This window comes from Streptomyces sp., assembly GCF_031178505.1.
Classification (GTDB): domain Bacteria; phylum Actinomycetota; class Actinomycetes; order Streptomycetales; family Streptomycetaceae; genus Streptomyces; species Streptomyces gulbargensis.
Map to the genome: position 1 here is coordinate 1 of NZ_JAPSIW010000881.1, position 2,620 is coordinate 2,620.

General features: G+C 74.8%; 2 protein-coding genes. One reads left to right on the forward strand and one right to left on the reverse strand.

Annotated elements, in window-relative coordinates:
- Positions 1-268 precede the first annotated feature (268 nt).
- Positions 269-946 carry a bifunctional DNA primase/polymerase gene (locus tag RIF68_RS33890; RefSeq protein WP_309055305.1) on the reverse strand — a complete coding sequence of 226 codons (678 nt, stop codon included), beginning with the start codon at positions 944-946 and terminating at the stop codon, positions 269-271.
- A gap of 269 nt (positions 947-1,215) precedes the next feature.
- Between RIF68_RS33890 and RIF68_RS33895 the strand changes: the two genes are divergently transcribed.
- The gene (locus RIF68_RS33895; RefSeq protein WP_309055306.1) at positions 1,216-2,598 is read left to right on the forward strand and encodes a transcriptional regulator; all 1,383 of its coding nucleotides are present in this window, start codon (positions 1,216-1,218) and stop codon (positions 2,596-2,598) included.
- Positions 2,599-2,620: the final 22 nt, after the last annotated feature.

A 2,620-nucleotide genomic window follows, 5' to 3' on the forward strand; every position in this document is an offset into this window, starting at 1 on the left:
CCGGCCCCCCGCGCCCCCCCCCCCGCCCCCCCCCCCCCCCCGCCGCCCCGCCGCCCGCCCCCCCCCCCGGCGGCCGCCCCCCCGCCCCCGGGGGCGGCGCCCGCCGCGTCGGACACTCCGTCAAATGCCTGGTCAGGCATGATGTGTCAACCCTTCGGTTGTCCCCGTGCTGAACGGGCTCCACCATAAGGGTGACGTCAGGACCGGCCACCGCCGTCCCGAGCGGGGCACCGCCCCGGGCCGCCGGGCGCGGGTCACCGGGCCGGGGTCACCGTGCCCGGGTCCGCGCGTCCGCCGCCTCCCGGCCGCAGGCGTACGCGAGGGGGCTGATCAGCTCCTCCGCGTCCGGCAGCCAGCGATTGGCCGGGGTGGGGCGGCGGGCCCACTGGACCGCGCCCTGTCCGCCGACCCGGGTCGGCGGGGCCGCCACGTAGTGGCCCTCGCCCCGCGTGACGAGGTCGATGGAGGCCGGCATCCAGCCCAGCTTGCGGACGAGGTCCGGCACCTTGGCGGCGGCGCCCGGCAGCACGAAGAAGAACATCCGGCGGTCGGGCGTACAGGTCACCGGCCCCAGCGTGAGCTGCATGCGCTCCATGCGGGCGAGCGCCAGGAAGCCCGCCGACTCCGGCACCTCGATCGCGTCGAAGGTACGGCCGGTCGGCAGCAGGATGGAGGCCTTCGGCTGCTTCGTCCACATCCGGCGCGCCCCGACGGCGCTCCCGGTCGCCATCGTCGACCAGTCGGGTCTGGCCGCGTGCGCACCGGGGAGGGCGCACGTCTCGGCGCCGCAGGAGCAGCGCTCCCTGCCCTCGACCGCCTCCAGCCAGGTCCCGGGGACCACGTCCCAGTGGCGTTCTTCCGCGTACCGCACGGCGCTGTCCAGCAGTTGCTCGCCGCGCTGCTGGGGGACCTGTGCGGCTTCCGTGACTCCGATGGTCTCTTCCACGAAAGAACTCAACTTCCCCCACCACCCCGGGTTACGGGCGCCGCCGCGCGGGGTGTGAGGCATCGATCCTGCACGCGGGGCGCATCGAAGCATCAGCGGGGGCGCGCGGGAGGGCGGGGAGCGGAGGGTGGGTACGCAGGGGTGGGAGCGTCCGCCACGGGCGCCGGCCGGCCTGTCCGGTTTCGCGTGTTCACATCGGCATTGACCGGATATTCACCGGGCAGTGATCACTTCTCTCGTGATCCCAGCACGGCCTCAGGGGGTATGCATTGGCAGCCAGACCACTCGTCGCGCGTCAGCCCAACGAAAGGCTTCAGGCACTCATCCAGGAGGCGGGCTGCTCCAACGCCGGCCTCGCCCGCAGGGTCAACGTGGTCGGCGCGGAGCGCGGCCTCGACCTGCGGTACGACAAGACCTCGGTGGCACGCTGGCTGCGCGGCCAGCAGCCGCGCGGCAGGGCACCGGGGATCATCGCGGAGGCACTGGGCCGCAAACTGGGCCGCACGGTCACCATCGACGAGATCGGGATGGCCAACGGACGGAATCTCGCGGCCGGTGTCGGCCTCCAGTTCGCGCCGACCGTCGTCGGTGCGATCGAGCAGGTCTGCGAGTTGTGGCGCAGCGACATCGGCCGGCGGGACTTCCTGTCCGGCTCGTCGGTCGCCGCCTCCGCGCTCGTCGAGCCGAGCCGCGACTGGCTGATCACGGCCGCCGACCCCCACGTGGCCCGCTCGGCGGGCGCCCGGGTCGGGGTGGCGGACGTGGCGGCGGTGCGGGAGATGACGGACGCGCTCGTCGACCTCGACCGCCGGTTCGGCAGCGGGCACGTACGGCCCGTGGTGGTGCACTACCTCAACAGCGTGGTGTCCGGCATGCTGTCGGGCTCCTACCGGGAGGCCGTGGGGCGCCAGCTGTTCGCGGCGGTCGCGCGCCTCACCGAACTCGCCGGGTACATGGCGGTGGACACGGGTGAACCGGGCCTCGCGCAGCGCTACTACATCCAGGCCCTCCGCCTCGCGCAGGCCGCCGGCGACCGGGGCTACGGCGGCTACGTCCTCGCCGCCTCGATGAGCCACCTCGCCGCACAGCTCGGAAACCCGCGCGAGATCGCCCAGTTGGCGCGGGCGGCCCAGGAAGGGGCGCGCGGGAAGGTGCCGCCCCGGGCGGAGTCCATGTTCCTCGCGGCGGAGGCGCGGGGCCACGCGCTCCTCGGCGACGTGCGCTCCTTCGAGGTGGCGGCGGGCGAGGCAGTACGGGCGCTGGACCGGGCCGACCCGGAGTCGGGCGACGAGCCGGCGTGGATCCGGCACTTCGACCACGCCTACCTCGCCGACGAACTGGCCCACTGCCACCGGGACCTGGGTCAGGCGGAGGAGGCGGCGCGGGCGGCCCGCCAGTCCCTCGCCGGGCACCCGGAGTCGCGGGCGCGGCGCCGGGCGATCGGCCTCGCCCTGCTCGCCTCCGCCCAGATCCAGCAACGGGAACTCGAGGAGGCCTGCCGGACGGGCACCCAGGCGATCGAACTCCTCGGCACCCTCAGGTCGTCCCGGGGCACGGAGTACCTGGAGGACCTCCGCGACCGCCTGGAACCGTTCGCACAGGAGCCGGTGGTACGCGAGTTCGGCGTGCGCCTGGACCTGGCGGCGGCGTGACGGTCGCCGCCGGACGGACCCC